The sequence below is a fragment of the Streptomyces sp. NBC_01255 genome (assembly GCF_036226445.1).
GTDB lineage: Bacteria > Actinomycetota > Actinomycetes > Streptomycetales > Streptomycetaceae > Streptomyces.
Map to the genome: position 1 here is coordinate 1,073,870 of NZ_CP108474.1, position 25,645 is coordinate 1,099,514.

Consider the following 25,645-nt stretch of genomic DNA (forward strand, 5'->3'; position numbering starts at 1 on the left):
GAACCCGTGCGGCTGAGGGCTTCCCGGTCTCGCACCCGGGGACGGCCGACGGCTTGTCGGTAGCGGAACAGGCCGGCGGGGTCGTAGCGTCGTTCGACGGCGAACAGGCGGTCGTAGTTGCGGCCGTAGTAGGCGTGCTGCCAGTCGGGCAGGTCGGGTCCGGGAAGTTGACGTAGGCCGCGCGGGTGTCGAGGCGTCGGCGGAGCCTGACGCCCGCAGCTGATCCGGACAGGGCTGAAGCCCGAGCCGTACAACAGGCTCGGGCTTCAGGTCGTGCACCATCGTGCACGAGGCGTGGCGCGCGCCTCCCGGACGGGCGCCCCGCTCACTGGTTTCAGTGCCAGTACTTCATGGTCGTACCCCCTCCCCCGCTCTCGGGCGCAGAGTGACCTCGAAGCGGTCGAGACCGCGGAGGGTCAGATTGCGCCGGTGTTCCGGTTCCGCGACTCCCCGTGCGTCCGGGTAGTCCCTGGCCAGGGCCCCGAGGACCGATCCGGCGAGCCGGATCGCCATGGACGCGCCCAGACAGGCATGGGCTCCGCGTCCGAACCCGAGGTGCGGGTTCGGGGTGCGGTCGAGTCGCAGCTCTGTGGGGTGGTCGAAGCGGAGCGGGTCGTGGTTGGCCGCGCCCAGGAGGAGCGTGACCGGATCACCCGCTCTCATCGTGACGCCACCCAGTTCGGTGTCGGTGACGCAGACCCGGGCGTCCGCCTGGACGGGTGCGTCGTACCGGATGAGTTCGTCCACGGCGGAGGCCGGGGTCGCCCGGAAGGCGGCCGGCGCGCCGGGGGTGGTGAGGAGTGCGGCGGCGGCGTTGCCGAGGAGCCGCGAGGCGGATTCGTAGCCGGCGTGGAGGACTGCGCGCAGACTGTTCCGGAGAATCGTTTCCTCTACGCCGCTGTCCGCCGCGTGCTCGGCGACGTGGGCGATGAGCCCTTCCTTGGGCGGATCCGCGAGCCATCCGCCGGCGTACTCGGCGAGCCGGGCCCTGGCCGCGACGGCGGGCTCGTGCTTCTCCGGCCACAGGCCGGCGTCCATGCCGTCGACGACGGTACGGGACATGGGCACGAACCAGTCGAGCTCGGGGGCCGGTACGCCGAGGAAGGCGGTGACGAAGCGCAGCGCGACCGGTTCGGCCAGCTCCCCGACGAAGTCGAACGAGGGTTTCTCTGCCAACTCCGCGAGCAGGTCCGCGATTTCGAGGTCCAGACCGTCGTGCAGCGCCCGTCGGTCCTGGGCCCGGAATCCGTCGAGGAGCAGGTGCCGGATTGCCGTGTGCTCGGGCGGGTCGAGGGTCTGCACGCTGAGCAGCGGCGCGGGGATGTCCTCCCCGGCGCGGCGCCAGTCGGAGGCGAACCGGTGACTGTCGGTGAGGACGGCGAGGCAGTCGGCGTGCCGGGTCAGCACCCAGGAGCCGAGCAGCTCATGCCAGAAGACGGGGGTGGACTCACGCATCAGGGCGTACGCGGGGTACGGGTTCCGCAGGTTCGACGGACGGACCAGGTCCAGGATCGGGTCCACAGCGTTCACAGCTGCCGCTTGCTCCACGAAACATCTCCCCCTTCGCACACGGCCTGGTTGAGGCCTTCATTGCCGACGAGTCGAGCTGTACGAGACGTGGATCCACCGGTGGGCGGAGCGTCTCGCTGGTGTGCCACCGGCGGTTCGCCGGTCCTTCCCCGTGCATCATTCGTACATCATTCGAGCCGAGCGCCGGTGACGCTACCACGCAACTGAGGCGGCTGGTATGACTACCTGCCACAGATCTTTCACAAAGCTTCGGGGAGTTACGGAAGATGACCGGCCAAGACCAGACGATTGTTCACGATGTCCCGGTAAACGTCGCCCAACAGCCCAACCCCTACCCCCTCTTCGAGCGCATCCGTGAGCACGGCGTCGTCCAGCGCGTCCGGCTGAATCCCACCCTTGAGGTCTGGATGGTCACCGGCTACGACGAGGCGGTCGCCGCGCTCACCGACCCCCGGCTCAGCAGTAGTCCCGTCGGGGTCAACGGACTTGAGGAGGAGATGGCCCATCAGGAGCGCACCAACGTCCTGATGGCCAGCATGCTCGTCGCCAACGGCGAGGACCACACGCGGCTGCGCAACCTCGTCTCGAAGGCCTTCACCTTCCGTCGTGTGGAGCAGATGGCGCCCCGCGTCCAGGCGCACACCGACGCCTTCCTCGACGCCTTCGCGGCACGCGGATCCGCCGATCTCGTCTCCGAGTTCGCCCTCCCGCTGCCCATGGCCGTACTCAGTGAACTCATCGGCATCCCGGCCGAGGGACAGCCCGACTTCGCCCGCCTCGCGGTCGGCCTCATCATGCCGCCCAACACGCCCGAGCGACTCGCCAAGGGAGCCCAGGCGCGGGCCGAACTCACCGAGTTCTTCGAGCCGTTGATCGCCCAGCGCAAGGCCGACCCGAAGGACGACCTGCTGAGCGCCCTGTGCGCCGCGCAGGCCGAGGAGCGGATCAGCGACCGTGAGCTGACGGCCATGACGATCCTGCTCACGCTGGCCGGTCACGAGACGACGGCGAGCCTCGTCGCCAACGGCGTCCACGCGCTCCTCCGCCACCCCGAGCAGTTCGCCGCGCTCCGGGACGACCCCTCGCTGCTTCCCGGCGCGATCGAGGAACTGCTGCGCTACGAGGGCCCGGTGAGCCGGGGTGTCGCACGCTTCACCGTCGACACGTACGAGATCGGCGGGGTGACCATCCCGGCGGGCGAGATGATCATCATCGGGCTCGCCGCGGCCAACCGCGACCCGGCCCGATACGACCGCGCCGACATCCTCGACATCGCACGTCGCGAGGTCCCGCAACAGCTTGCTTTCGGCCACGGTGTGCATTTCTGCCTGGGCGCCCCGCTGGCCCGGGCCGAGGCCCGGATCGCCATCGGCACCCTGCTGCGCCGCTTCCCGGATCTGCGGCTCGCGGACCCGGACGCGGATCTGACCCGGCGTGAGGGCATCCTGCGGGGCATGGCGACGCTGCCGGTCGTGTTCACGCCGGAGGGCTGAGTCCACGGAAGGCTGAGTCCACGGAAGGCTGAGTCCGCGGAGGGCTGAGTCCGCGGAGGGCTGAGCCGGTGGTGCACGGGGGGCGCGTCACGCGCCCGGCGTACGGGGGCGTGTCACACGCGGCCGCGCAGGGCGGCCGCGTAGGCGTCGTCGGGGTCGAGGCGGCGCAGTTCCTCGGCGATCAGCTCGGCGGTGGTCCGGACCTTGAGGGCGAGGACCCGGCTGGGCTGGCCGGGGATGGCCAGCCGGGCCACCGGGCCCTCCGGCCGGTCGATGCGGATCTCCCCGTCGGGCGTACCCATGCGGACGGCCGTGACGACCGGGCCGTCGGTGACGATCCGGTCGACGGGGACGCCGAGGCGGACCTCGAACCAGCGGGCGAGGAGTTCGGCGCTGGGGTTCTCCGCCTCGCTCTCGACGGCCGCCGAGGTCACGGACGCCCGGGCCTGGTCGAGCGCGGCGGCGAGCATCGAGCGCCACGGGGTGAGCCGGGTCCAGGCGAGGTCCGTGTCACCGGGGGCGTAGGACGCGGCCCGCGCCTCCAGGGCGGTGAGCGGGTCCTCGACCGCGTACATGTCGGTGATGCGGCGCTGGGCGAGTACACCCAGGGGGTCCCGGGAGGGGACCTCGGGGGCGTCGACGGGCCACCAGACGACGACCGGGGCGTCCGGCAGCAGCAGGGGCAGGACCACGGAGTCGGCGCGGGCGCCGAGTTCGCCGTGGAGACGGAGCAGGACCGTCTCGCCCGAACCGGCGTCGGCGCCGAGGCGGACCTCGGCGTCGAGCCGGGTCTCGTGCCGCCCGCGGGGCGAGCGGGCGTGGCGCTTGATGACGACGAGGATGCGGGAGGGGTGTTCCCGGGAGGCGTCGTTGGCGGCCTTCACCGCGTCGTAGGCGTTCTCCTCGTCCGTGACGACGAGCAGCGTGAGCACGACGCCGACGGCGGGGGTGCCGACGGCCCGCCGGCCCTCCAGGATCGCCTTGTTGATCTTGCTGGAATTGGTGTCCGTCAGATCGATCTTCATGTGCGGCGCCCGTCCCTTCCTCTGCGGCGAGCCTAACGCTCCTCGCCGGGTGCGGCGTCCGCCGGTTCGTCGTCCTCCGCGGGCGCCCGGTCCTGGGCGCGGCGGCCGACCACGGCGGCCGCGGCGATCGCCGTGCCGAGGAAGGCGGTCGCCACGACCCACGGCCGGTCGAGGACGTGGCAGGTGGCGTGGTCCAGGGAGTACCGGCCGGCGCCGGCGATGCCGATCGCGGCGGCGGTGAAGCCGAGGAAGGCCGGGTACTCGTACCCGCCGGCGTGGGCGAAGAAGCCGGCCGGGGCGTGGACGGCGACGGCTCCCGCCATGGCCCCGGCCGCGGCGGCGCCGGCGGCCGGGGTGGCCAGACCGAGGGCGAGGAGGACACCGCCGCCCGCCTCGCCGAGACCGGCGGCGATCGCGCTCTCCCGGCCGGGCGAGAAGCCCATCGCCTCCATGCCCTTGGCGGTGCCTTCGAGGCCGCTGCCGCCGAACCAGCCGAACAGCTTCTGCGTCCCGTGCGCGGCGAGTACGGCGCCGGTGCCGACCCGCAGCACGAGCAACCCGAGGTCACGTCGGTTGAGCTGGGTCATGAGGGGGTCTCCGTAATGTGCGGGGAGGCGGACTCGTACGCCGTCCACTCTCGGCCCGCTCCCCCGGCCGCGCCGCCCGGGAGCCTCTTCCCCTGCTCCATCGGAGTCATCTTTTGCGGCATTTGTCCCGCGTTGCTTTAGTGAGGGAGCTGTGGCCGTCCCGAAGAGAGTGGGTACGCATGACCGCCGAGTCCCCCGAGACCGCCGCGCTGCGGGAGAAGGTCCGGACGCTGATGCCGCGGGCGAAGGCCGACCTCGCCGAGCTGGTGGCGATGCGCTCCGTCGCCGACGCGCGCCAGTTCCCGCCCGAGGAGTGCGCGAAGGCGGCCGATTTCCTCGTACGGGCCTTCACGGAGGCCGGACTCCGTGACATGCGGCGGGTGACGACCCCGGACGGCACGGACGCCGTGGTCGGCCACGCGCCCGGCCCCGAGGGCGCGCCCACCGTGCTGCTCTACTGCCACTACGACGTCCAGCCGCCGCTGGACGACGCCGCCTGGCAGACGCCGCCCTTCGAGCTCACCGAACGCGACGGCCGCTGGTACGGGCGGGGCTCCGCCGACTGCAAGGGCAACATCGCCATGCACCTGACGGCCCTGCGCGCGCTGGGCGGGCCGGAGGGCAAGGGCTTCCCGGTGAATATCAAGTTCGTGGCGGAGGGGTCGGAGGAGCAGGGCACGGGCGGCATGGAGCAGCTGGTGCCCCTGCAGCCCGACCTCTTCGCCGCCGACGCCCTGCTGATCTGCGACACCGGCAACTTCGCGCTCGGCCTGCCCACCGCGACGACGTCGCTGCGGGGGCTCACCAATGTGGTGATCACCGTCTCCACGCTCAAGGGCGAGATGCACTCGGGCATGTTCGGCGGGCCCGCGCCCGACGCGCTGGCCGCGCTCGTACGGATCCTCGACAGCCTGCGCGACGAGCACGGGAACACCGCGGTCAAGGGGCTGCCGGGCGACGGCTCCTGGGACGGCGTGGACTATCCGGCCGAACAGTTCCGGACCGACGTGGGCGTCCTGGACGGTGTGTCCCTCGTCGGTACGGGCTCGGTCGCGGACGAGCTCTGGGCCCGCCCCGCCGTCACCGTCCTCGGCATCGACTGCCCTCCGGTCGTGGGCTCCTCGGCCGCGATCCAGGCGAAGGTACGGGCCAGGGTCAGCCTGCGCGTCCCGCCGGGCATCGACGCGAACGAGGCACTCCGCGCGCTCACCGACCACCTGACCTCGGCCACGCCGTGGGGCGCCCGGGTCGAGGTGGAGGCGGAGAGCGCCGGGCAGCCCTTCCGGGCGCGCACCGACGGTCCGGCCTACCGGGCCCTGGCGTCGGCGCTGCGCGAGGCCTACGGGAAGGAGATGGTCGAGTCGGGGCAGGGCGGGTCGATCCCGCTGTGCAACGTGCTCGCCGACCGGTTCCCGAAGGCGGAGATCGCGCTGATCGGCGTCGAGGAGCCCGGCTGCCTCATCCACGCGCCCAACGAGAGCGTGGACCCCTCGGAGATCGAGCACATGGCGCTGGCCGAGGCGCTCTTCCTCAGCGGCTACGCGACCGCGCGCTGACCGGTGACCGGCGACCGGTCCCCCTCACCCGCACGACACCGATGCATCCGAACGGAAAGGGACCGATGGTTCCATGACACAGACTCATGACGGACCGGCGCGGCACGACGTACCGCCGGGTCCGCTCGGCGCGCTCGCGGGCGCGGCCTGGCAAGCGCTGCTCGTCGCCGGGCTCGTCTCGGTGGTCCTGGGCATCCTCGTGCTCGTATGGCCGGATGCCTCCCTGAGAGTGGCCGGTGTGCTCTTCGGCCTCTATCTGCTCTTCAGCGGTGTGATGCAGCTGGTCGCGGCCTTCGGTACGCACGCGACCACGGCGCTGCGGGTCATGGCGTTCATCAGTGGTGCGCTCTCGATCCTGCTCGGCCTGTTCTGCTTCCGGGGCGCGATGCAGTCGACGCTGCTGCTCGCGCTCTGGATCGGCATCGGCTGGCTCTTCCGGGGCATCACGCAGACGGTGGCCGCGGCCTCCGACCCCGCGATGCCGGCACGCGGCTGGCAGATCTTCCTCGGCGTCGTGAGCGCGGTCGCCGGCGTGGTGCTCATCGTGTCGCCGCTGGAGTCGGCGAGGGTCCTCACCGTGCTCGCCGGTGTCTGGCTGATCGTGGTCGGCCTGGTCGAACTCGTCACGGCCTTCGTGATCCGCTCGCGCGCCAAGGACCTGCCGCAGGGGGCCTGACGCATCGCCCCACCCGTCCCTGACTACCGCCACCTCAGCCCGTCGCCACAGCCCGCCGCCCACCCGATTTCCGGGTGGGCGGCGGGCGTGGTTGACCCGTGCGCTACATTTTGCCGGTCCTTGACCACCGATCCCCCGTGATCGCAACCTTCCGGAGTCGGCATCCCATGAGCGACATCGTCAACGGCCTGGGCCGGGCAGGCGCGTACGGCGCCCTCGGCGTGGTCCTGCTGATCCTCGGCATCGTGCTCGTGGATCTGCTGACGCCGGGGAAGCTCGGCCGGCAGATCTGGGAAGAGCGCAACCGCAACGCCGCGATCCTGCTGAGCTCCGCGCTCCTCGGCATAGGCGGCATCGTCTTCACCTCGATCTGGACCACGTACCACGACTTCGGCAAGGGGCTCGTCTCCACGGCCGCGTTCGGCCTGCTCGGCCTCGTGATGATGGCGGTCGCCTTCCTCGTCGTGGACCTGGTCACGCCGGGCAAGCTCGGCGCCACGCTCGTCGACCCCGAGCCGCACCCGGCGGTGTGGGTGACGGCCTCGTGCAACCTCGCGGTCTCGGCGATCGTCTCCGCCTCGATCGCCTGACGACCACGCACACGGAGAGGACTCGGCCCGTCGGGCCGGGTCCTCTCCGTGTGTCCGGCGGCGTCAGTCCAGCGTCTGGGTCAGTTCGCTGCGCGCCGCCGTGTGGACGAGGCGGCCGCGGGCGCCGTTGACGATCGGCAGGTAGGGCGCCACGTGCCCGCACTCGACGTCGGCGACGATCGGCACGTTCAGCGGCGCGAGCGCGTCGAGCACGGCCTCGTGCTGGCTGAGCGAGTCGTGTCCGGGGGCCGAGGTCCGGCCGACGAGGACCGCGTTCGCCTCGTCGAAGAAGCCCGCCAGCCGCATCCCGTGCAGGTATCTGCAGATGGCGTAGGCGCCTTCGTCCGCCGCCTCGACGTAGACGAGGAGTCCCTCAGGGGCCTCGGTCCGTGCGAAGCCCGCGGTGTCCAGGCAGGGCGTCCCCGTGAGGTTGCACAGCATCTCGATGCACCCCCCGATCAGGCGGCCCTCGACCTCCACGTCCCCGTCGCCGTCCAGCCTGGTCCACCTGCCGGGTGTGTCGAGCGTGAACTCGCGGACCTCCGGATGGACGGCGTAGTCGTCCCAGCCGCCGGCTCGGTAGCGGTTCGGCGGGACCTGAGTGAACCGGTGTCCCCGGGGGGCGGTGACGATGTCGAGCCACGACAGGAGCCCGTCCGGCGCGCGGTAGGGCGTGTCCATGAGATTGCTCCCGTGCACGGTCGCCGTGCCGGTGAGCAGGGTCAGCGGTGTCATGACGGTCGCCATGTCGGAGAACCCGACGAGCCAGGTCGGCTCGGCGTCCCGCAGCCGGTCCCAGTCGAGCAACGGCAGCAGGTCGATCGCGGTCTCGCCGCCCCACGGCGGCACGACGGCCCTGATGCCGGGGTCCGTCAGCATCGACATCAGCTCGCGCGCGCGGTCGGCGGCCGGGGCACTGAGGTGACCGGCGCCGTCCATGCAGTCGCCGACCACCACCTCGTACCCCCGGGCCTCCAGATCGCGGATCGCCACGTCGAGGCGCGCGCGCATCTCCTTGGGCACTCCGCTGGAAGGGGAGGTGACGCCTATACGGTCGCCGGGGCGCAGGGGGTTCGGGTATCGCATCGACATGCGCCGGATCCTGACATGCCGTCACGGCTGTGCGGCATCGAATTTCGCGGGCGGTGCGCCTGTCCCCGTCACGGAGTCATGGGCTCCACCTCCAGGAAGCGGCGGCCCCGCGGCCCCCGGTAGAGCAGGGCCTCCCAGCCCAGTCGGGCCAGCACGGGTACGCACGCGGCGAGCGCCTCCGCCTCCTCCTGGGCGGCCCCCGAGCCGGGCGGGCCCGGCCACTCCACGACGGCGGTTCCCGGCCGGTCCCCCGCCCTGACCCGGTAGCCGGTGGCGACCCGTGCGCCCGAGGCGTCCACGGAGGAGGGCGTGAGCCCGCCGGACTCCAGGGCCAGGGCCACTGCGCGGACCGGCCTCCCGCGCTCCCAGTCGGCGGGCACCGCTGTCGGATCGCCCCCCTGACCGTTCGTCAGCCGTCTGATCTGGAGCAGCCCGTCCCGGGCCGCGCGGACCTCCCGCGAACGCTGCTCGGCCGCGGCCCCGGGCAACGGCGGACCGTCCCCCGTGGCCGCCTCGAACGTTCCCCCACCGCTCGTCGTCGTCATACGAAAACGGTAGGGGCCGCCACTGACAACGGCCTGCCGTGAAGCCTTGGCCAAGGGACTAAAGTCCTCGACATTCGGGACTTCTGTCGTGGCATTTCGGACATTCACCCCTGTGACGATGGTCTTTGAAGATCATCCGACGTGCCGTCATCTCCGGACGGCCGGAAGGGCCTCATGACCGAGCCCCAGAAGCGGCCCCTGCCCGTCCGAGTGCGTCGCCATCCGGACGGCATACCGATGGACGACCTCTACCGGTCGGATCCCGCGCACCCGACCGGCACCCTGCTCAGGCCGAACGACCGGTCCGCACCTGCGGAACAGGCAGCACCCACGGCACCCCCTGCACCCACGGCTCTGACAAAGCCTTCGGGAGCCGTGGAGCTGACAGAACCGGCGGAACGTACCGAGCCCGCGCGGTCCGTCCCTCCGGTCGCCGCCCCTGCGGTCGCCGTCCCTCCGGTCGCCGTCTCCCGGCGCCCGCCGCCCTCCGACCCCGGCCTCGTCGAGCGCCCCGGGCCCGCAGTCCCCGGCTGGCTCGCCGTGCTCGTGGGCCTGGCCGCGCTCGCCGGTCCTGCGGCGATCCTGTGGCGCGCCCGCCCCCTGAGCGGCATGCAGCCGCTGCCCTGGCAGTGGGCCGCGTTCGCCGGCTGTGCCGTCGTCGCCGTCGTCGCCTTCGGCGGCCTCACCCGCGGGCGCACGGGCTCCGCCTGGGTGCTCTCGCTCTTCGGCCGCTACCGCGGCACCGTGCGCCGCACCGGCCTCGCCTGGATCAGCCCCTTCGTACTGCGCCGCCGGATCGACGTCAGGCTGCGGCACTGGCGCAGCGAACCGATCGCCGTCGTCGACGCCGAGGGTTCGGCGCTGCGCGTCGTGGTCCTGGTCGTCTGGTCGGTACGGGACACGGCCCGCGCGCTCTACGCCGTCGACGACCATCTCGGTTATCTGCGGGAGCAGGTGGAGGCGGCCGCCGCGCGGGTCCTGTCGCAGCTGCCCGCCGACGCCTTCCGGGGTGACGCGCCGACCCTGCGGAACGCCGAGGCGGTCGGCGACGCCCTCACCCGCATGCTCGCGGCCGAGTGCCGGCCGGTCGGCATCGCGGTCTTCTCCGCCCAGCCGACCCGTATCGAGTACGCCCCCGAGGTGGCCGCCGCGATGCAGCGGCGGCAGATCGCCGCGCTCGACGCCAAGCACCGGGACTCCGTCCTGACCGGCGTGATCGACGCGGTGGACGACACGGTGACACGGCTGACCACACGCGGACTCGTCGAACTCGACGACTTCGAACGCCAGGCCCTGGTCAAGGACTTGACCGTGGCCTTCTACACCCGGCGTGGCGGACCGGCCCCACAGAATCAGGAGTGACGAGGATCGTGGACACCCCCGAATTCACCGCACCCGACTTCACCGACGAGATACCCCTGGACTGCGCCTGCGCGGGCTGCGTCGAAACCGCCCGGGGCCACGGCGCCGGCGGCGCGCGCTCCGGTGCGCCCCTGCACGGGGTGCGCCGCGCGGTCGTCGCGACCGTCGGCGCGGTCGCCCTGGTGGGGGCGGGGTGCGGAACGGCTGTCGCCGAGCCCGCCCCGGCGCACGCCGGCTGGGACGGCTCGAAGTACTGGTTCCGGAACGCCGCGGGCGAGTGGCGCTGGACCAGCCACCACTCCACGTACGTCCAGCGCACCGGCGATCCCGGCGGCAGCGGCAGCGGCTCCGGCAGCGGCGGGCAGCAGGCCGCGGCGGGCGGGGGCCGTACCGGCGAGCCCGTCTTCCGGGGGCGGCAGGGCTGGGACGCCCAGGACCGCGTCTACTGGTACAAGTACGGCGGTCACTGGTACTGGACCAGCCACAAGTGGAAGTACGAGCAGCGGACGGGCACTTCGGGGAACACGTCGGGGAACACGTCGAAGCCGACCGGCCCCACGGCCCCGGCCACTCCGTCCTCGCGGGGCTGGACGGTGCCGGTCTCCTCGTACGTCTTCACGGGGTACTACGGGCAGCGGGGTTCCTGGTCGAGGGGGTATCACACGGGTCAGGACTTCGCGGTGCCGACGGGGACGACGGTCCGCTCGGTCGGCCCGGGCCGGGTGGTGAGCTCCGGGTACAACCGCTCGTACGGCTACGAGGTGGTGATCCGTCACCCCGACGGCCGCTACACCCAGTACGCCCATCTCTCGCGGATCGACGTGTCCCCCGGGCAGAGCGTGTCGGCCGGCCAGCGGATCGCGCGGTCGGGGAGGACGGGCCGGGTGACGGGTCCGCACCTCCACTTCGAGGTGCGGACCACGCCGTACTTCGGCTCGGACGTCAACCCGCTGGCCTATCTGTGCGGCCACGGCGTGCCCGTGTAGCAGGAGAGCGGGCTCAGCCCGCCACGCGCTCGATCCAGGCGGTGAGGTCGGCGACGACCTCGTCCCGGTTGGTCTCGTTGAGGAGCTCGTGGCGGGCGCCCTCGTAGCTGCGGTACGTGAGGTCGGTGAGCCCGGCCTCGCGGTAGCGGGCGACCAGCAGGTCGGAGAGGGCGAGGCGGGCGTTGAGCGGGTCGTGGTCGCCGACGAGGACGTAGACCGGCAGGCCGGACGGGATGCCCTCGGGTGCGGCGAGCCGGCCGGCGGCCGCGCCCATGTCCGCCATCCCCCGGTCGTCGGCGGCGAAGCCGCAGAGCGGGTCGGCGAGGTAGGCGTCGACCTGCTTCTCGTCGCGGCTGAGCCAGTCCGCGTCCGTACGGTTGGGCGCGAAGGCGGCGTTGAAGGCGTCGAAGACCCCGCCGCCCTCGGCGCCCGTCTCGGCGGCCTGGCGGGCGGCCTCCGCGAGTCCGGTGAGGAGCCCGTCCACGGCCGTGGTGCCGGAGAGGGCGACGCCGTCGACGAGGACGGCGTGGTCGAGGACGTACTGCTGGGCGGCGAAGGAGCCCATGCTGTGCCCCAGCAGGATCACGGGCACTCCGGGGTGCCGGTCGCGGGCGATCCGGGTGAGGGCGGCGATGTCCTCGACGAGGAGGTTCCAGCCGTTCTCGCCGAAGTGGCCCGCGCCCGCGTGCATGGAGAGTCCGTGGCCTCGGTGGTCACCCGCGTAGACGGCGAAGCCGAGGCCGGTGAGGTGCTCGGCGAGCGGGGCGTAACGGGCGGCGTGTTCACCCATGCCGTGCGCGATCTGGACGACGCCCCGCGCCTCTCCCTCGGGGAGCCACGCGTGGACGTGGATGGCGATGCCGTCCTGGGAGGTGAAGGTGAACACGGCGGCTCCTGATTCCTGACTGCGGGCTGCGGGCTGCGGGCTGCGGGCTGCGGGCTGCGGGTGTCTGATGCCCGGCCACCGTAATGGCGTTCGACATTGCCGAACACCGTTACGGCGGCGTGATCCCCGTCTCAGCCGCTCAGCCGACCGGGCGGTTCTCCTTCACGCTGATCCGGCCCTTGCGGATCGTGGCCAGGCGCGGCGCGCGGCGGGCGACGGCGCTGTCGTGGGTGACCATGACGAAGGTCAGCCCGTGCTCCTCGCAGAGCCCTTCGAGCAGGTCGACGATCTCGTCGCGCATCGACTCGTCGAGATTGCCGGTCGGCTCGTCGGCGAGCAGCACCTTCGGCCGCTTCACCAGCGCGCGGGCGATGGCCACGCGCTGCTGCTGGCCGCCGGAGAGCTCGGACGGCAGATGCCCGTGGCGCTCGCCGAGGCCGACCGAATCCAGCGCCTCGGCTGCCCTCTCGCGGCGGTCGGCGGCCTTGACGCCGAGGGGGACCAGGGCGGTCTCCACGTTCTCCAGGGCGGTGAGGGTGGGGATGAGGTTGAAGCTCTGGAAGACGAAGCCGATGTTCTGGCCGCGTACGGCCGTCAGGCGGCGCTCCGAGAGCTTCGCCAGGTCGGTGCCGTCGAGGAGGACGCTGCCGGAGGTGGGACGGTCGAGGCCGCCGAGCATCTGGAGCAGGGTCGACTTGCCGCCGCCCGTGGGGCCTTGGATGACGAGCCGGTCTCCCTGACCGATGGCGAGGTCGACCCCGGCGAGGGCCTCGACTCTGGTGCGGCCGCGCCGGTACTGCTTGGTGACGCCGATGAGTTCGTACATGGTGCGACTCCTGGGTGAGGTGGTGCGGTGCGGTCGGTCGGCCACTACTCGACGCGGCGCAGCGCGTCGGCGGGGCGCAGGCGCGAGGCGCGCCACGCGCCGAAGGCGCCCGCGACGAGACCGCCGCCGAGGGCGAGGAGCACGGCGAGACCGACGGTGGTGACACCGACCGGGGCGGTGAGGGCGATGTCGACGGTCTTGCCCACGGCCGTACGGGCTCCGCCGGGACCGCCTGCGGCGCCGCCGAAGACCATCCCGCCGCCCCGCCCGCCGAAACCGCTCACGCTCGCGCCCAGTTCGGCGGTGAGGTTCGGGCTGACGGCGGTCACGGCGTACGCGCCGGCGATTCCGACCGCGATGCCGAGGGCGCCGCCGACGACACCGTTCACGAGGGCCTCGCCGACGACCTGGCGAGTGACCCGGCCGCTCGTCCAGCCGAGCGCCTTGAGCGTGCCGAACTCGCGGACGCGTCGGCCGACCGCCGAGGAGGTGAGCAGGCCGGCGACGAGGACGGCGGCGACGAGCACCGCGTACGAGAGCCACTTGCCCATCGTGGACGCGAGGTTCGCGGCGGTGTCCAGGGATCCGGAGACCGTCTGGGCGAGATCGGCCGAGGTGGTGACGGTGGTACCGGAGACGTTCTTCTGGATGGCGGTCTTGACCGCCTCGATCCTCGTCGAGTCGGTGGCCTTCACGTAGATCGTGGTGATCTTGCCGGCGGAGCCGGAGAGCGTCTGCGCCTGCTTCAAGGGTAGGTAGACCTGTGCGGCGGACTGGCCGCTGTCGGCCGTCGCGATGCCGATGATCTCGAACGACACGCCCTTGACCGTCAGCTTCCCGCCGACCGCGAGCCCCTCCTGCTGGGCATAGGCGCTGTCGAGGACGGCGACCTTCGCGTCGGTCTCGGTGGTCTTGAAGGTGCGGCCCGTGGAGACGGTGGACGTGGTGAGGGGGCCGAGGTCGGGGGCGGTGACGTCGGTGCCGTACAGCGTGTAGGAGTTGACGTCGAAGGCCGCTCCGCCGCCGGTGACCGTGTCGCTCGGGCCCGATCCGCCACCGGTTCCGCCGGTTCCGCCCGGTTGGGCAGGCTGCGCCTGCTGCGCCTCGCCGCGCTGGATCCGGCCGCGGGTGAACTCGCCGTCGATCTTGAGGTTGACGAGGCTCAGCCCGCCCACCGCCCGGTCGACGCCCTGCTGCTTCGCGACCGTGGCGACGGTGGAGTCCGCCAGGGTCTGGAAGCCCTGGACCATCAGCCGGTCGCTGCTCTGCTCCTCCGCGCCGTCCTCCTGGCTCTCGAACTCGAACCGGGGCCGCTGCGGCCGCGCGCCCTCCTGGGGCTGCTCCTGGGCCTTGGTCACCGTCAGGTCCGTACCGAGCCCGTACAGGGACTCGAGCACCTTGCCCTGGGCGACTTTCATGCCGGAGGAGACGGAGTTGACGACGATGACCAGCGCGATCCCGAGCGCGAGCCCGGAGGCGACGACGAGCGCCGCCTTTCTGCGGCGGCGCAGCTCGCGCCGGAGGTAGGTGAAGAACATGGCGTGAAGGTAGGAGCGGCGGGTGATGGTGGGATAAGGCCCGCGTGAGAGCCGGATGAGAGCACGTCAGCGGGGCAAAGCCTGGGCACGAGGGGCCTCGCGATGGCAGAGTCGGCGCCATGTCGGACAGTGGGGGAACGGTGGGGCCGGAAACGGCACGGCAGGGACCGGAACGGCCGGGACCGGAACGGCAGGGGCCGGAACGGCCGGGACCGGAACGGCAGGGGCCGGAACGGCCGGGACCGGAACGGCCGGGACCGGAACGGCAGGGGCCGGAACGGCAGGGGCCGGAACGGCAGGGGCCGGAACGGCACGGGCCGGTGACGGCCCTGCTCGACGCCACCGGGATGTTCTTCAAGTCGGCGCGGGACGCGTTCCCCGGGGCGCTCGCGGCCGACTGGGCGGCCGCCGCCGCCCTCGACCCGGGGGCGGTCGGGCCCGACGGAGCCTGGCGGCTGGACTTCCGCTGCTTCGCCGTCGCCGACCCGACCGGTACGGGCTGGACCCTGATCGACGCCGGCGTGGGCCCCGCCGAAGGCCCGGGAGCGCCCTGGTGTCCCGTCCCCGGCCGGCTGCCGGATCTCCTCACCGAGGCCGGGATCGACCGGAGGGACGTCCACACCGTCGTCCTGACGCACCTGCACGAGGACCACACGGGCTGGGCCGCCGACGCCGCGGGGCAGCCCTTCTTCCCGGACGCCCGGTACGTCGTCCAGGGCGCGGAGACCGCCGCGCTCGACCGGCACGACCCGGTGTGGTCCTGGGTCGTGGAACCGCTGCGGGCCGCCGGGCAGTTGCACGAGATCGACGGCACGCACCGGCTCCGCCCCGGTGTCACCCTGCTGCCCACGCCGGGGCACACCCCCGGCCACCAGTCGGTCCTCGTCGAACGCGCCGACGGCAGGGACGTCCTGGTCACCGGCGACCTCCTCGTGCACGCCGTCCAGCTCGCCGCTCCGTCCGTCGCGTACGCCCATGAGCGCGACCCGGCCACGGCGCGGGCCTCCCGCGAGGAACTGCTCGCGCGGGCCGCCGAACGCGGCGCGGTCCTGGCGACGGCCCACCTGACCCGCCCGTTCGTCGAACCGCCCAAGTCGCTCTAAGGGAGCGTCAGTTGTCCGTCGCTGCCGTCGCGTAGGCGAGCGGGTCGGTCAGGACGTCGTGGAGGACGAGGGCCGCCGCGCCCCGGGCGGCGTCGGACGCCGGGGAGGCGGCGCGGAGACGGGCGGCGTCCGGGGTCCAGAGGCCGGAGACCACCCGGGCGGCGAGCTCCTCGGCGACGGCCGGGGCCAGCCAGGGCATGAGGAGCGGGAAGATGCCGCCGAGGACGACGGCCTCGGGATCGAGGAGGTTCACGGCGCCCGACAGGGCGCGGCCGAGCATGCGGCCCGCCTCGTCGAGCGCGCCGCGCGTGCGGGGGTCTCCCGTCTCGGCACGGCGTACGAGCTCCGCGACGTCGCCCGCCGCCGCCGCCCGCAGCAGCGCCGCCTGGCCCGCGTACTGCTCCAGGCAACCGCGTGATCCACAGCGGCAGCGGGGCCCCTCGGCGTCGACGACGAGATGGCCGATCTCGCCCGCGAAGCCGTGTGCGCCGCGCAGGAGTTCGCCGTGGACGACGATCGCGCCGCCGACGCCGATCTCGCCGGTGAGGTGCAGAAAGGTGCGGAGGTCTCCGAGCCCGCCGAACCACAGCTCGGCGAGGGCCGCCATGTTGGCTTCGTTGTCGGAGGTCAGGGCGAGGCCGGCCGGTCCGCCCGTGCCGGGCCGCCGCGCGGCGAGCGCCTCGGCGAAGAGCCGTTCGGCGTCGACCTCGTTCCAGCCGAGGTTGGGCGCCTGCCGGACGGACCCGCCGGTGACGAGTCCAGGGAGGGCGAGCCCGGCTCCGGCCGGGACCAGCCCCCGTTCGGCCGCGTCGTCGAGCGCCTCCGCGGCGATGCGGGCGGCCCGGTCCAGTACCTCGGTGGCGCCGGCCGCGCGGTTGTCGAGTCGCTCGGTGCGCCGGACGCGGTCGGTGCCGGTGAGGTCGACGACGCAGACCGTCACGTAGTCGATGTTGACCTCGACGCCGAGCCCCGCGGGGCCGGTGTCCGCCGGTTTCAGTACGGTCCCCGGCCGCCCGGCCTGCCCGCTGAACGTCTTGCCCGACTCGACGAGGAAGCCGAGGTCGAGGAGCTGCTCGACGAGCGAGGAGACGGCGGGCCGGGTGAGGCCGACGCGGGACGCGACGGCGGCCCGCGTCGTCTCCCCCGCGTCGTGGACGGTCCGCAGGACGAGACTCAGGTTGTGCCGGCGCACACCCGACTTGTCGGCCTTGGGTTCCGTGGGCTGGTTCATGGTGAGCGAGAGCCTAGTCGCCCCTTTCGCTCACCCGAAAACAGTTCGGTGACCGAACTCTTCTGCGCTAGTCTCCCCCATGACGCTTCCGCGCGACTACCGCGGCCAGACCTGTGCCCTCTCCCGCTCGATGGAGATCGTCGGCGAGCGCTGGACGCTGCTCATCCTGCGCGACGCCTTCTACGGGGTCCGCAGGTTCGGGGAGTTCGCGGCGCATCTGGCGGTCCCCCGCGCCGTCCTCACCGACCGGCTCGCCGTACTCGTCGAGGCCGGTGTCCTGGACCGCCGGCGCGAGCCGGGCACGGGGCGCCGCGAGGTCTACGTCCTGACGCCCAAGGGAATCGCCCTCTGGCCGGCCGTCCGCGCGCTCACGGCGTGGGGCGAGGAGTTCTACGCGGCGGAGGGCGGCCCGCGCCGCGTCTTCCGGCACGTCGGCGACGAGGCCCCGCTCGACGCCGACGGACGGTGCACCGGCTGCGGCACGGCCGTACCGGTCGAAGACGTCCTGGTCACCCCCGGACCAGGGCTCCGGACGCCGCCAGGGTCCCCGGCCGTGGACGCCGACCCGGTGACGGCGGCACTGACCCGCCCTCACCGCCTCCTCACTCCTCTCCTCACTCCGCGCCTCCCTCTTCTCCCGCCCGCCCACCCCGTCACCGCGCCCTCAGGGCGCCCCACGAGAGGTCCCCGCCCATGAAGATCCTGGTCGTCGGCGCCGGTGCCACCGGTGGCTACTTCGGCGCCCTGCTCGCCCGGTCCGGACAGGACGTCACCTTCCTCGTCCGCCCGGCCCGCGCCGCCGCGCTGCGCGAGCGCGGGCTGCGGGTCGTCGGCCGGGACGAGGAGTGGGTCCTCACGCCGCGGCTCGTCACGGCCGACGAGCTGACCGGCCCGTACGACCTCGTCCTGCTCTCGGTGAAGTCCACCGGGCTCGACCGGGCCGTCGAGGACATCGCGCCGGCCGTCGGCCCGGACACCGCCCTCGTCCCGCTGCTCAACGGCCTCGCCCACATCGACGTCCTCAACGCCCGTTTCGGCGCGTCCGCCGTCCTCGGCGGGGTGGCCAAGGTCGTCACGACCCTCGACGAGACGGGTGACATCCGGCGCCTTGCCCCGCTCGCCCATCTGGCCTTCGGCGAGCAGGACGGGACGGTCTCCCCGCGCGTGGAGCGGATCCGGGCCGTGTTCGACGCGGCGGGGATCGACGCGCCGGTGCCGGAACGGGTCATGACCGCGATGTGGCACAAGTGGGTGTTCATCACGACCTTCGGCGCCGTGACGAGCCTGATGCGCGGCACCGTCGGCGACGTGTACGACACCTCCGGCGGTCCCGCGCTGGGGCCCGCGGTCCTCGACGAGGCCGCCGCCGTCGCCGCCGCGGCGGGTCACCCCGTACCGGAGGCGGAGCGGGCGGCGACGCTCGCCGTGGTGTCCGCGTCCGGCTCGCGGATGGTGCCGTCCCTGTACCGCGATCTGACGGCGGGACAGCCCACCGAGGTCGAGCACCTCTTCGGCGACCTGACCGACCGGGCGCGCGCCTTCGGTGTGGCGACCCCGCTGCTCGACCTGGCGACCCTGCACCTGCGGGTCCACCAGCGCCGGGTCACGGCACCGTAGGTCCTGTGCTTTGCCGGTCCTTCGCCTGCCCTTCGCCTGTCCTTCCCGAAGGTCAGCCGATGGCCAGCGGCGTACCCGGGGCGAGTGCGGCCGCGATGCGCTCGGCGACCACCTCGGCCATGTTGCCCTCGGGTGTGGTCGCCGTCTTCGTGGCGGACACCGCGATGGCGAGCCGCTCGGACGGGAGGTACGCCTGGATGGCCGCGTACCCGGAGAACGACGGGTTCTGGAGCAGCCAGCCGTTGATCACGATGACGCCGAAGCCGAAGTGCTTGGCCTCGGTCTGCTTGAGGCAGATCGAGGCGGGGCACTTCGCGGTCGCGCCGCCGAGGCCGACCGTGCCCGGGTCGAGCAGGGTCCGGTAGGAGCGGGGCGAGAGGAGCTCGCCGCTGCCGATGGCCTCGGCGGATCGCGCGAGGTCACAGATGTGGGTCGTGATGACGGCGCCGGGCGCGGTGGTCCACGAGGGGTTCCAGAAGGTGGACTCCTCGTAGAGGCCGCGGTCGGAGGTGAAGGCGTGCAGGGCCGGGCGCGGGATCTCGGGGGTGAAGTTGTTCCGGGTGTCGCGCATCCCGAGGGGCCCCGTGATCCGCTCCTTCATGAACTCGTCGATCCGTACGCCGGTGATCTTCTCGAGCGCGGCGATGAGGAGGACGTAATTGGCGTGGGAGTAGCTCCAGTTGGTGCCGGGCTCGTACCAGAACGAGTGACGGAGGGGGTAGCCGACGAGCTCCGCCGGGGTCCACGCGCGGAACGGGTGGGCCTCCAGTTCGGCGAGGAAGGCCGGGTCGGTGACGTAGTCGTGGAGGCCCGTGGTGTTGGTCGCGAGCATCCGCAGGGTGATCTTGTCGGCCTTGGGCAGGTCGGGGAGCCAGCGTTCCACAGTGTCGTCGAGGCGGACCTTCCGTTCCTCGACGAGCTGGAGGAGGGCGGTGGCGATGTGGGCGAACGCGACGGAACCGGCGCGGAAGTGCATGTCCGGCCGGGCCGGGACGTTCGTCATGGACTCGCCGAGGGCGTCGGTGACGACCTCGTGTCCGTCGACGGTGACCCGCAGCTGCACGGACTTCAGGCGGAGGTCCTTCTTGGCCTTGCGGGTGATGGCCAGGACCTGACGGGCCCGGTCGTCGCGGGGGTTCTCGGTCCGCACGCAGTCGCGTCCGCCGTTCCCGCCCCGGTCGCCGGACTCCTCGGCGGACACGGGCGCGGTGACGGTCGTCTGGAACGTGACGGCAAGGAGGGCGGCGCAGAGGAGGGCCCTGCGGGTGCCTGCCCGAGGACGCGTACCTGTACCTCTGCCGGTACGCGTGCGGAAGGGGGTGAGTGTCATGGGCCGCACTATGTCCGGAAGACCGGCGGCGCTCCGCCGGAACACTCCGAGCACGGGGGCGGACGCGCCCGTGCGGGGCAGGCGCCTGACGCCGTTCGGACGCAGCGCGCCCCGGGGCCGGCTGCGTGGCTGCCGATCGGAAAGCAGATGCGGACCGCCCGCGCCGTGGTGTGTGATCGGGGGCATGACGATCGTAGGGGACAAGCCGGGAGTCGACGGGCTGGGCGAGGCCTTGGACGCGCTGCGGGAGTGGCAGGACGAGGGTGCGCCGGCTCAGCTGCATCCGGGGGATCTGGGCTGGTTCTGGCGGTCGGGTGCGGAAGCGACCGCCGCGGCGGTCAGGACGTGGAGCCGGGACGGACGGATCCTCGCCGTCGGCCTCCTGGACGGTCCGGGGCTGCTGCGGCTGACGATCGCGCCGGACGCCCGGCGGGACGAGGAGCTGGCGCGGCGGTTGGTCGACGACGTCGCGGCGCCGGAGCGTGGCGTGCTGCCCGGCGGAAGGGCGAGCATCGAGGCACCGATGGACGCGCTGGTCCAGGATCTGCTGCCCGAGGCCGGATGGCACGCCGACGAGCCGTGGACACCGCTGCGCCGCGACCTGACGGAGCCGGTGGACGACCCTGGCGTACGGATCGAGGTGGCCGGGCCGGAGCGGGCGCGCGCGTTCGCCGCCGTCCACCGGTCGGCGTTCGACGGGTCGAGCTTCACCGAGGAGCGCTGGCACGCGATGGCGGCCGGATCGGCGTACGCCGACGCCCGGTGCCTGATCGCGTACGACGACCAGGGCGACGCGGTGGCGACGGTGGCGGTGTGGTCGGCGGGTCCGGGGAAGCCGGGGCTGCTCGAACCGGTGGGCGTGCACCGGGACCACCGCCGCCAGGGCCACGGCAGGGCGATCAGCCTCGCGGCGGCGGCCGCACTCCGGGAGCTGGGCTCGTCGAGTGCGATCGTCGGCACCCCGAGCTCCAACGTCGGCGCCGTCGCCACGTACGAATCAGCCGGCTTCGACCGACGTCCGCAGGTCCGGGACCTGTCGCGGGACGCGTAGCACCCGGGGGGTCTCCAGCTCGTGACGACCCGTGGGGCAGAGTAGGGGCATGCCTACGTACGAGACGATGTCGTTCCACCTGGAGACCGAGCGGCTGATACTGCGGCCGTGGGCCGAGTCGGACGCCGCCGAGTTCCGCGCCCTCATCCTCGAACGCGGCAAGGGGGCGTCCTCGGTCGAGCACATCCGGACGGCCATCACGGAGCTGCTCACCGCGACGGAGAGCACGGGGATCGCCCTGCTGCCCATCCAGCGCCGCGACGAAGGCGACTTCATCGGCTACTGCGGGTTGATCATCGGCCGCACCACGCTCGATGAGCCGGAGATCGCGTACGAGTTGTTCCAGCACGCGCATGGGCGTGGCTACGCCACCGAGGCGGCCGCCGCGGTGCTCGACGCGGCGATCGCGACCGGGCGGAAACGGCTCTGGTCGACCGTCGGCGCGTGGAACGCGCCGTCGCTCCGTGTCCTGGAGAAGCTGGGATTCGAGCGGGATCACGATTCGATCGAGGAGGCCGGTGAAGTGGTGTGGCTCACGCGCTCGTTGCCGTGACGCGAGACCGTGCGTGCTCTACCCGGATTCGCCGGTGAGGCAGGCATGGCACAGGCAGGGGTCCGGGTGCGGACTGCCCGGCGCCGTCTCGGCTCGGTACTGGCGCGCATACCGCTCCAGCGTCGCCGATGTGTCGGCCAAGTAGTCCGCGCCGGGCCCGCGTTCGTATCTCATCTCACGCAGCCGCTCCAGGACGCGCGGGGTGTGGACGAGCTTCGGCCGGAAGCCGTGGAGGTGGCGCGTCGCCGTATCGATGACGATCCACCGGCTGGTGTGCCGTTCACGTCCGAGCACCGAGAGCCGATCGCCGCCCGGACCCCAGTACACGTGGACCACGTATACCTTCGCCCCGCCCCTGAAGTACTTCGTCCCCGGGCACAGTTCCTGGCCGCCGACTCCGCGTCGACGCCAGGCCACCACGTTCGCCGCCACCAACCAGACCGGTTCCAGCGGCGGGACATTCGACTCGCTCACTCGTCCCCCTCCGGAGGAATGGGCCTGGTGCCGCTGCCGCGCGGGTGGGCCAGGTCGTCAGTCGGCCGTCCGGGCGGCGTCGGAGTCCTGCGGGTACCAGCGCAGTTCGACCGTGTTGCCGTCCGGGTCCTTCACGTAGACCGACTGGGCGGAACCGCGCGCGCCCCAGCGCGGGACGGGGCCTTCGAGGACGTCGAACGTCCCCGAATCGATGACGTCCTGCCAGTCCAGGGGATCCACGACCAGGCATATGTGGTCGACGTTGGACTCGCCTCGCGGACGCGAGAAGAGGTCGATGACCGTGCCCTCGTCGATGCGCACGGACGGGAAGGGAACCTTGCCGGCCCGCCACTCCTCGACTCGCTCGGGCGTGAGGCCCAGCGGGCCGGTGTAGAACTCGAGCGCCCTGTCGACGTCGGTCACGTTGAGTACCAGGTGGTCGAAGGCTTTGACTCGCATGTGCCGGATCCCCGTTCTGAAGTTGCGTTCTGATCTCGTGGTCTTCGGATGATCATGCTCATCCCGGAGCCGGCGATCAAGTGCGCGGGCGGAACTCGGGCGCGAGCCCCGCCCCCTCAGAGGGGCTGGAGCCGGGTACGCAGGAGGCAGAACTCGTTGCCTTCCGGGTCGACCAGGACGTGCCAGCTCTCGGTGCCGGTCTGACCGATGTCGGCGGGCCGGGCGCCGAGCGCGAGCAGCCGCTCCAGCTCGGCGTCCTGGTCCCGGTCGGTGGGGTTGACGTCGATGTGCAGGGGGAGCTTCCCGGCCCGCGGGTCGCTGCTGGGGCTGAGGACGAGCGTGGGCTGCGGCCCGCCGAACCCGGCGTCGGGCGGCCCGATCTCGATGCTTCCGTCCTCCCGGCCGAGTTCCACATAGCCGAGCACCTCGCTCCAGAACGCGGCGAGCCGGTCCGGGTCCGCGCAGTCGATGACCAGTTCACTGATGCGGCATGCCATGCCCGCGAGTGTACGGAGAACTCCGGGAGCCCATCGACAGGACAACCGCGAGGCGCGATACCGGTTGCACGACTGCGGCTGGGCCCGGGGGCGGCATCCCTTCACGCAAGTCGTGCTTGATCAGCGGCACTTGCACACCGGCGCGTCGACCGAGCCCGGAGACATTCATCCACTCACCCGCTCGGCAATAGATAGCGGATAGCGCTATTATCCATTCTGCTGCGACGCCCACGCTCGACCTCCCGAACGGGCTCGCCTCCTCGCCGGGAAGGCGCGGGACGACGTCGCCGGCCCGGCCGACCGTGACGGCTTCTCCGTCTCCGCCCACCGGACGTACGGCGCGGGCCTGTTCCTCACCGCGGCGTGAACACGACCGACAGACCGAAAGGACTCTCCTCCCATGTTCGGCACACTCATGCTCATCGCCGTTCCCACCGTGCTGTTCCGGCTGCTCGGCGCGCTCGGCGTCGGACGGTTCACGACCTGGCGGGTGTCCGCCCTGCACGGCCTCGCGGTCATGCTGGTGTTCACGGCCGGCGCGCACTTCGCCCCGTCCGCCCTCGGCCCCATGCCCGGCCACCACGACCTGGTCGCGATGGTCCCGCCGTTCGTGCCGTTCCCTCGCCTCGCGGTCTACGCGACGGGCGTCCTGGAACTCCTCGGCGCCGCCGGACTCGTCCGGGAGACCACCCGACCGACGGCCGGGCTCGGCCTCGCGGCGCTGTTCGTCCTGATGCTCCCGGCCAACATCCACGCGGCCGTCGAGCAGATCCCGTTCAACGGGGAGCCGGCGACGCCCCTGTGGTTCAGGATTCCCGAGCAGGTGATCTTCATCGGTGTCGCGCTGTGGGCCTACGCCCCGACGCGTGCCGCGGCTGCCCGCCGGACCGACGGGGTACGCGCTTAAGGGCGGCCCAGGAGGCCCGGGCTCGCCGTCGCCAGGACTCCGGCGATCCGGTCCCACGCCTCCGTCGCGCGCGGGAGCGGTGGCAGGAGTGCGCCCTCACCCGTGCCCCAGGCCGTGGCCAGGGTCACGGGATCGTCGCCGGTGACCGCGCCCCCGGCGAGTGCGGCCGCGCCGAGGGCGACGAGTTCCTCGGCCGCGGGGACGACCAGCGGCCGCCCGGACAGTCTGCGTACGGTGTCGGTCCAGACCCTGCCGCGTGCGCCGCCCCCGATCAGGCGCAGCGGGCGGTCGCGTACGGCGGTGTCCGTCAGGTCGAGGCCGCAGGCGGCGAGGAGTTCGTCGAGGGCGCGCAGGACGGTGAACGCCGCGCCTTCGTAGGCGGCGCCGAGGATCGCGCGCGGGTCGGTGGTGTGCCGGATGCCGGTGACGAGCCCGGCGGCGTGCGGCAGGTCGGGGGTGCGTTCGCCGTCGAGATACGGGAGGACGACCACGTCGCCGCCCGGTGCGGCGTCCTCCCGGTCGAGGCCGAGGAGGGTGGCGAACCGGTCCACGGCGAGCGTGCAGTTGAGGGTGCAGCCGAGCGGGAGGTACGTGCCGTCGGTGGCGGCGAATCCGGCGAGCCCGGGGTGGGCCGGCCGGGCGCGGGTGGCGGCGAAGACCGTGCCGGACGTGCCGAGGCTGACGACCGGGTGGTCCAGCAGGCCCGCGCCGCCGAGGCCGAGGCCCACGGCGGCGGCCATGTTGTCGCCGGTGCCGGCGGCGACGACGACTGTACGGGGCAGGCCCAGGGCCTCCGCGGCGGTCACAGTGAGAGTGCCGACGCGTGTGGCCCCGGTGGGGGCGACGGTGGGCAGGAGGGCGGGGTCCAGGCCTAGGAGATCCAGGATCGCGGGGTCGTAGGCGGCCGTGGGGGCGTAGGTGCCCGTGGGGTCGTAGGTGACCGTGGGGTCGTAGATGACCGTGGGGTCGTAGGTACCCGTGGGGTCGTAGGTGACCTTGGGGTCGTAGATGACCGTGGGGTCGTAGATGACCCCGTCGGTGCCCGCCCTGCTCTCGGCGCCGGCCGCCCCCGTCCCGTACCAGCACGTTCCCGAGGCGTCTCCGGGGTCCGTCACGGCGTGGCCCGTGAGGCGCTCGGTGAGGTAGTCGTGCGGGAGGCGGACCCCGGCGGTCGCGGCCGCGTGCGCCGGTTCGTGCTCGCGCAGCCACTGCCACTTCGCGGCCGTCATGGAGGCGACCGGGACCGAACCCGTGCGCTCCAGCCAGGACTTCGGTCCCCCGAGACCGGCGGCGAGAGCGGCGGCCTGCGGTGCGGAACGGGTGTCGTTCCAGAGCAGCGCCGGGCGCAGGGGCCGCCCGTCGGCGCCGAGCGCGACGAGGCCATGCTGCTGGCCCGCGACCGCGATGCCCGTGACGGAACCGGCCGGGACGCCGGCGTCCCGTACCGCCGCGCGGACGGCCGTCACCAGGGCGGTCCACCACTCCTCGGGGTCGCTCTCCCGCGCGCCGCCCGTGCCGGTGACGGTGTGCGGCGCGCGGCCGACGGCGAGAAGCTCGCCGGTCTCGGCGTCGACCGCGACGGCCTTGGTGGACTGCGTCGAGCTGTCGACGCCGATCACGACTGAGCGGCTGGTGCGCACGCCCTCACCTCGTCTCTCTCGTGGCTCGTGGTTCGTGGTTCGTGGCGGCTCATGGCTTGCTGATTCTCTCGGGCGGGTCTGGCGCCGCAGC

At 72.7% G+C, this 25,645-nt stretch carries 25 protein-coding genes and 2 pseudogenes; 12 read left to right on the forward strand and 15 right to left on the reverse strand.

Annotated features, from left to right (window positions below; genetic code table 11):
* Nucleotides 1-59 precede the first annotated feature (59 nt).
* Nucleotides 60-254, reverse strand: a pseudogene (locus OG357_RS38785) (BBE domain-containing protein); the annotation flags it as partial.
* A gap of 94 nt (nt 255-348) precedes the next feature.
* On the reverse strand, nt 349-1,530 hold the full coding sequence (locus tag OG357_RS04500) for a cytochrome P450 (protein ID WP_329619874.1): 1,182 nt from the start codon (nt 1,528-1,530) through the stop codon (nt 349-351).
* Nucleotides 1,531-1,796: 266 nt separating this feature from the next.
* Between OG357_RS04500 and OG357_RS04505 the strand changes: the two genes are divergently transcribed.
* Nucleotides 1,797-3,023 carry a cytochrome P450 family protein gene (locus OG357_RS04505; protein ID WP_329619875.1) on the forward strand — a complete coding sequence of 409 codons (1,227 nt, stop codon included), beginning with the start codon at nt 1,797-1,799 and terminating at the stop codon, nt 3,021-3,023.
* Between the two features lie 113 nt (nt 3,024-3,136).
* Here the strand turns inward: OG357_RS04505 and opcA are convergent, their stop codons facing one another.
* Together opcA and OG357_RS04515 are read right to left on the reverse strand one after the other, a co-directional pair.
* The gene (gene opcA / locus OG357_RS04510) at nt 3,137-4,048 is read right to left on the reverse strand and encodes a glucose-6-phosphate dehydrogenase assembly protein OpcA (protein WP_329619876.1); all 912 of its coding nucleotides are present in this window, start codon (nt 4,046-4,048) and stop codon (nt 3,137-3,139) included.
* Between the two features lie 32 nt (nt 4,049-4,080).
* Nucleotides 4,081-4,635 carry a DoxX family membrane protein gene (locus tag OG357_RS04515; protein WP_329619877.1) on the reverse strand — a complete coding sequence of 185 codons (555 nt, stop codon included), beginning with the start codon at nt 4,633-4,635 and terminating at the stop codon, nt 4,081-4,083.
* A gap of 179 nt (nt 4,636-4,814) precedes the next feature.
* Between OG357_RS04515 and OG357_RS04520 the strand changes: the two genes are divergently transcribed.
* The 3 genes from OG357_RS04520 to OG357_RS04530 all read left to right on the forward strand — a co-directional run bounded on the left by OG357_RS04520 (nt 4,815) and on the right by OG357_RS04530 (nt 7,457).
* Nucleotides 4,815-6,191 (forward strand): dipeptidase, encoded by a 1,377-nt coding sequence (locus tag OG357_RS04520; RefSeq protein ID WP_329619878.1) that lies wholly within the window; start codon nt 4,815-4,817, stop codon nt 6,189-6,191.
* Between the two features lie 73 nt (nt 6,192-6,264).
* Nucleotides 6,265-6,867, forward strand: coding sequence for an HdeD family acid-resistance protein (locus OG357_RS04525; protein ID WP_329619879.1), 603 nt, complete (start codon nt 6,265-6,267; stop codon nt 6,865-6,867).
* Nucleotides 6,868-7,034: 167 nt separating this feature from the next.
* The gene (locus OG357_RS04530; protein WP_317601289.1) at nt 7,035-7,457 is read left to right on the forward strand and encodes a DUF350 domain-containing protein; all 423 of its coding nucleotides are present in this window, start codon (nt 7,035-7,037) and stop codon (nt 7,455-7,457) included.
* Nucleotides 7,458-7,520: 63 nt separating this feature from the next.
* Here OG357_RS04530 and OG357_RS04535 read toward each other — a convergent pair whose 3' ends face one another.
* Both OG357_RS04535 and OG357_RS04540 read right to left on the reverse strand, forming a co-directional pair.
* Complete coding sequence (locus OG357_RS04535) at nt 7,521-8,549, reverse strand: S66 family peptidase (RefSeq protein ID WP_329619880.1); 1,029 nt, start codon at nt 8,547-8,549, stop codon at nt 7,521-7,523.
* Between the two features lie 68 nt (nt 8,550-8,617).
* Nucleotides 8,618-9,094, reverse strand: coding sequence for a hypothetical protein (locus OG357_RS04540; protein WP_329619881.1), 477 nt, complete (start codon nt 9,092-9,094; stop codon nt 8,618-8,620).
* 459 nt (nt 9,095-9,553) lie between these two features.
* On the opposite strand from OG357_RS04540, the pseudogene OG357_RS04545 reads away from it, so the two are divergent.
* Nucleotides 9,554-10,456 (forward strand): annotated as a pseudogene (locus OG357_RS04545) (SPFH domain-containing protein); the annotation flags it as partial.
* 8 nt (nt 10,457-10,464) lie between these two features.
* Nucleotides 10,465-11,442 carry a M23 family metallopeptidase gene (locus tag OG357_RS04550; protein WP_329619883.1) on the forward strand — a complete coding sequence of 326 codons (978 nt, stop codon included), beginning with the start codon at nt 10,465-10,467 and terminating at the stop codon, nt 11,440-11,442.
* Nucleotides 11,443-11,455: 13 nt separating this feature from the next.
* On the opposite strand, the gene OG357_RS04555 is transcribed toward OG357_RS04550, so the two are convergent.
* From OG357_RS04555 to OG357_RS04565, 3 genes are all read right to left on the reverse strand, one after another.
* Nucleotides 11,456-12,328 carry an alpha/beta hydrolase gene (locus tag OG357_RS04555; RefSeq protein WP_329619884.1) on the reverse strand — a complete coding sequence of 291 codons (873 nt, stop codon included), beginning with the start codon at nt 12,326-12,328 and terminating at the stop codon, nt 11,456-11,458.
* A 139-nt stretch (nt 12,329-12,467) separates the two neighbouring features.
* On the reverse strand, nt 12,468-13,154 hold the full coding sequence (locus tag OG357_RS04560) for an ABC transporter ATP-binding protein (protein ID WP_329619885.1): 687 nt from the start codon (nt 13,152-13,154) through the stop codon (nt 12,468-12,470).
* A gap of 44 nt (nt 13,155-13,198) precedes the next feature.
* Entirely contained in the window at nt 13,199-14,692 is a 1,494-nt protein-coding gene (locus OG357_RS04565; protein ID WP_329619886.1) for an ABC transporter permease, read from the reverse strand.
* Between the two features lie 320 nt (nt 14,693-15,012).
* Here OG357_RS04565 and OG357_RS04570 point away from each other — a divergent pair, with 320 nt between their 5' ends.
* Nucleotides 15,013-15,795, forward strand: a complete 783-nt coding sequence (locus OG357_RS04570; RefSeq protein WP_329619887.1) for an MBL fold metallo-hydrolase — start codon at nt 15,013-15,015, stop codon at nt 15,793-15,795.
* Nucleotides 15,796-15,802: 7 nt separating this feature from the next.
* Here the strand turns inward: OG357_RS04570 and OG357_RS04575 are convergent, their stop codons facing one another.
* A complete protein-coding gene (locus OG357_RS04575) occupies nt 15,803-17,026 on the reverse strand; it encodes an ROK family transcriptional regulator (protein WP_329619888.1) in 1,224 nt (407 codons plus the stop codon).
* Between the two features lie 79 nt (nt 17,027-17,105).
* Between OG357_RS04575 and OG357_RS04580 the strand changes: the two genes are divergently transcribed.
* On the forward strand, nt 17,106-17,723 hold the full coding sequence (locus OG357_RS04580) for a winged helix-turn-helix transcriptional regulator (RefSeq protein ID WP_329619889.1): 618 nt from the start codon (nt 17,106-17,108) through the stop codon (nt 17,721-17,723).
* Complete coding sequence (locus tag OG357_RS04585) at nt 17,720-18,643, forward strand: ketopantoate reductase family protein (protein WP_329619890.1); 924 nt, start codon at nt 17,720-17,722, stop codon at nt 18,641-18,643. Before OG357_RS04580 ends, OG357_RS04585 begins: the two co-directional genes overlap by 4 nt.
* A gap of 52 nt (nt 18,644-18,695) precedes the next feature.
* Here the strand turns inward: OG357_RS04585 and OG357_RS04590 are convergent, their stop codons facing one another.
* Nucleotides 18,696-19,973: a serine hydrolase domain-containing protein gene (locus OG357_RS04590; RefSeq protein WP_329619891.1), complete on the reverse strand. Its 1,278-nt coding sequence runs from the start codon at nt 19,971-19,973 to the stop codon at nt 18,696-18,698.
* 184 nt (nt 19,974-20,157) lie between these two features.
* Here OG357_RS04590 and OG357_RS04595 point away from each other — a divergent pair, with 184 nt between their 5' ends.
* The gene (locus OG357_RS04595; RefSeq protein WP_329619892.1) at nt 20,158-21,024 is read left to right on the forward strand and encodes a GNAT family N-acetyltransferase; all 867 of its coding nucleotides are present in this window, start codon (nt 20,158-20,160) and stop codon (nt 21,022-21,024) included.
* A gap of 49 nt (nt 21,025-21,073) precedes the next feature.
* Nucleotides 21,074-21,577, forward strand: a complete 504-nt coding sequence (locus OG357_RS04600) for a GNAT family N-acetyltransferase (protein ID WP_329619893.1) — start codon at nt 21,074-21,076, stop codon at nt 21,575-21,577.
* Between the two features lie 18 nt (nt 21,578-21,595).
* Here OG357_RS04600 and OG357_RS04605 read toward each other — a convergent pair whose 3' ends face one another.
* From OG357_RS04605 to OG357_RS04615, 3 genes are all read right to left on the reverse strand, one after another.
* Complete coding sequence (locus tag OG357_RS04605) at nt 21,596-22,051, reverse strand: hypothetical protein (RefSeq protein ID WP_329619894.1); 456 nt, start codon at nt 22,049-22,051, stop codon at nt 21,596-21,598.
* Nucleotides 22,052-22,108: 57 nt separating this feature from the next.
* Nucleotides 22,109-22,510 (reverse strand): VOC family protein, encoded by a 402-nt coding sequence (locus OG357_RS04610; protein WP_329619895.1) that lies wholly within the window; start codon nt 22,508-22,510, stop codon nt 22,109-22,111.
* Nucleotides 22,511-22,626: 116 nt separating this feature from the next.
* Nucleotides 22,627-23,007, reverse strand: a complete 381-nt coding sequence (locus OG357_RS04615; protein ID WP_329619896.1) for a VOC family protein — start codon at nt 23,005-23,007, stop codon at nt 22,627-22,629.
* A gap of 400 nt (nt 23,008-23,407) precedes the next feature.
* On the opposite strand from OG357_RS04615, the gene OG357_RS04620 reads away from it, so the two are divergent.
* Nucleotides 23,408-23,914 (forward strand): DoxX family protein, encoded by a 507-nt coding sequence (locus OG357_RS04620; RefSeq protein WP_329619897.1) that lies wholly within the window; start codon nt 23,408-23,410, stop codon nt 23,912-23,914.
* Here OG357_RS04620 and OG357_RS04625 read toward each other — a convergent pair.
* Nucleotides 23,911-25,554, reverse strand: coding sequence for an FGGY family carbohydrate kinase (locus OG357_RS04625; protein ID WP_329619898.1), 1,644 nt, complete (start codon nt 25,552-25,554; stop codon nt 23,911-23,913). The two genes, OG357_RS04620 and OG357_RS04625, sit on opposite strands and share 4 nt — an antisense overlap.
* Nucleotides 25,555-25,645 lie beyond the last annotated feature (91 nt).

What these genes read in the sequence shown, in the direction of transcription:
- OG357_RS04520 (WP_329619878.1), top strand. Translation starts at nt 4,815, where the DNA reads ATGACCGCCGAGTCCCCCGAGACCGCCGCGCTGCGGGAGAAGGTCCGG.
- OG357_RS04515 (WP_329619877.1), bottom strand. Translation starts at nt 4,635, where the DNA reads ATGACCCAGCTCAACCGACGTGACCTCGGGTTGCTCGTGCTGCGGGTC.
- OG357_RS04530 (WP_317601289.1), top strand. Translation starts at nt 7,035, where the DNA reads ATGAGCGACATCGTCAACGGCCTGGGCCGGGCAGGCGCGTACGGCGCC.
- OG357_RS04535 (WP_329619880.1), bottom strand. Translation starts at nt 8,549, where the DNA reads ATGTCGATGCGATACCCGAACCCCCTGCGCCCCGGCGACCGTATAGGC.
- OG357_RS04585 (WP_329619890.1), top strand. Translation starts at nt 17,720, where the DNA reads ATGAAGATCCTGGTCGTCGGCGCCGGTGCCACCGGTGGCTACTTCGGC.
- OG357_RS04615 (WP_329619896.1), bottom strand. Translation starts at nt 23,007, where the DNA reads ATGGCATGCCGCATCAGTGAACTGGTCATCGACTGCGCGGACCCGGAC.
- OG357_RS04595 (WP_329619892.1), top strand. Translation starts at nt 20,158, where the DNA reads ATGACGATCGTAGGGGACAAGCCGGGAGTCGACGGGCTGGGCGAGGCC.
- OG357_RS04505 (WP_329619875.1), top strand. Translation starts at nt 1,797, where the DNA reads ATGACCGGCCAAGACCAGACGATTGTTCACGATGTCCCGGTAAACGTC.
- OG357_RS04540 (WP_329619881.1), bottom strand. Translation starts at nt 9,094, where the DNA reads ATGACGACGACGAGCGGTGGGGGAACGTTCGAGGCGGCCACGGGGGAC.
- OG357_RS04620 (WP_329619897.1), top strand. Translation starts at nt 23,408, where the DNA reads ATGTTCGGCACACTCATGCTCATCGCCGTTCCCACCGTGCTGTTCCGG.
- OG357_RS04525 (WP_329619879.1), top strand. Translation starts at nt 6,265, where the DNA reads ATGACACAGACTCATGACGGACCGGCGCGGCACGACGTACCGCCGGGT.
- OG357_RS04575 (WP_329619888.1), bottom strand. Translation starts at nt 17,026, where the DNA reads ATGAACCAGCCCACGGAACCCAAGGCCGACAAGTCGGGTGTGCGCCGG.
- OG357_RS04610 (WP_329619895.1), bottom strand. Translation starts at nt 22,510, where the DNA reads ATGCGAGTCAAAGCCTTCGACCACCTGGTACTCAACGTGACCGACGTC.
- OG357_RS04560 (WP_329619885.1), bottom strand. Translation starts at nt 13,154, where the DNA reads ATGTACGAACTCATCGGCGTCACCAAGCAGTACCGGCGCGGCCGCACC.
- OG357_RS04600 (WP_329619893.1), top strand. Translation starts at nt 21,074, where the DNA reads ATGCCTACGTACGAGACGATGTCGTTCCACCTGGAGACCGAGCGGCTG.
- opcA (WP_329619876.1), bottom strand. Translation starts at nt 4,048, where the DNA reads ATGAAGATCGATCTGACGGACACCAATTCCAGCAAGATCAACAAGGCG.
- OG357_RS04590 (WP_329619891.1), bottom strand. Translation starts at nt 19,973, where the DNA reads ATGACACTCACCCCCTTCCGCACGCGTACCGGCAGAGGTACAGGTACG.
- OG357_RS04580 (WP_329619889.1), top strand. Translation starts at nt 17,106, where the DNA reads ATGACGCTTCCGCGCGACTACCGCGGCCAGACCTGTGCCCTCTCCCGC.
- OG357_RS04565 (WP_329619886.1), bottom strand. Translation starts at nt 14,692, where the DNA reads ATGTTCTTCACCTACCTCCGGCGCGAGCTGCGCCGCCGCAGAAAGGCG.